Raw genomic sequence first — 1,466 nt, forward strand, 5'->3', positions numbered from 1 at the left:
GCCGTCCGCGATGCTTCCATCGCCGTTGCCGAAGCCCGGGCGAGGGCAAGGCTGCGCCGCCGCCACGCGCTTGTCATCTCCTTGCGCCTGGCGATCCTGGTCGTCTTCCTTGGCCTGTGGGAACTCGGCGCCGACTACAACATCATCGACCCGTTCTTCTTCGCCAGCCCTTCTGGCATCTGGCAGCAGATCTGGTCGTGGATCACCGAAGGCACCTCGCAAGGCCCACTCTGGCTGCAGATCTACGTGACGCTGGAGGAAACCTTCCTCGGCTTTGTCATCGGTGCCCTTGGCGGCATCGCCGCCGGCATCATCCTCGGCCGCAATCGGCTGTTGGCGGATGTCTTTTCGATCTACATCAAGATCGCCAATTCGGTGCCGCGCGTCGTGCTCGGCTCGGTGTTCATCATCGCGCTCGGCCTCGGCATGGCGTCCAAGGTGGCGCTTGCCGTGGTGATGGTGTTCTTCGTTGTTTTCGCCAACGCCTTCCAGGGTGTGCGCGAGGCCGACAGGGCAATGATCGCCAATGCCCAGATCCTTGGCGCCTCGCCGTTCCAGATCACCCGCACCGTCATCATTCCTTCGGCGATGAGCTGGATCCTCGCCAGCCTGCATGTCAGCTTCGGCTTCGCGCTGGTCGGCGCGGTGGTCGGCGAGTTCCTCGGCGCCAAGCAAGGCATGGGCCTGCTGATCTCGACCGCGCAGGGCGCCTTCAACGCCAATGGCGTGTTCGCCGCGATGATCATCCTGGCTGTCATGGCGCTGGTGGTGGAGTTCATCATCACCCGCTTCGAGAACTATGTCGTGAAGTGGCGGCCGGCGCCGTTCAACGAGCAGGGAACGTGATCGGTCAGACCAGGGGCAGCCTGACCGGTCAGGCCAGCGGCAGCCTGACCTCAACCAACAGACCGCCGGCCGCGCCATCCCCAAGGGTGACGCGGCCGCCGGCATTTTCGACGACCTCGCGTACAATGGCGAGTCCCAGCCCGCTGCCTTCCTCGGTCGAACCGGCAATACGGTAGAAGCGCTCGAAGACATGGTCTCGCTCGTCCGCCGGAATGCCAGGCCCGTCGTCGGCGACCGTCAGCACGGCTTCGCCGTCGATGGCCGCCAGCTTCACCGTGACACTGCCCTCAGCCCGGGAGTAGCGCAGTGCGTTGTCGACGAGGTTGACGATCATCTCGCGCAGCATGGTGCCGTCGCCGATGACCGGAACGGGGCCAGCCTCCTCGAGGCCGAGATCTATTTTGCGATCGATGGCCGTTGGCGCCAGGGTTTCCAGCACGTGCCGGGCGGCTTCCGCCAGGTCAATGCGGTCGGCGCGCGGCCGCCGGCTGCCTGGCTCGGCGCGTGACAGGGTCAAGAGCTGTTCGGCCAGCCGCGCCAGTTTGCCGGAACTCGCCTGCAGCGCCACCAGCGCCTCCTGGCGGGCATCGGCGGCACTTTCGCGAAGCGCATAGCTTGCC

2 protein-coding genes are annotated in these 1,466 nt (G+C 65.6%); one reads left to right on the forward strand and one right to left on the reverse strand.

Annotation, left to right across the window (positions count from 1 at the left end):
- Positions 1-846, forward strand: an 846-nt coding sequence (locus EN969_RS30880; RefSeq protein WP_245467573.1) for an ABC transporter permease, incomplete at its 5' end; no start/stop codon positions are given.
- A gap of 28 nt (positions 847-874) precedes the next feature.
- On the opposite strand, the gene EN969_RS30885 is transcribed toward EN969_RS30880, so the two are convergent.
- Positions 875-1,466: HAMP domain-containing sensor histidine kinase (locus EN969_RS30885; protein WP_164758649.1), on the reverse strand; the 592-nt coding region annotated here is incomplete at its 5' end.

Origin of the sequence: Mesorhizobium sp. M7A.F.Ca.CA.003.01.2.1, assembly GCF_003998945.1 — a bacterium.
Classification (GTDB): domain Bacteria; phylum Pseudomonadota; class Alphaproteobacteria; order Rhizobiales; family Rhizobiaceae; genus Mesorhizobium; species Mesorhizobium ciceri.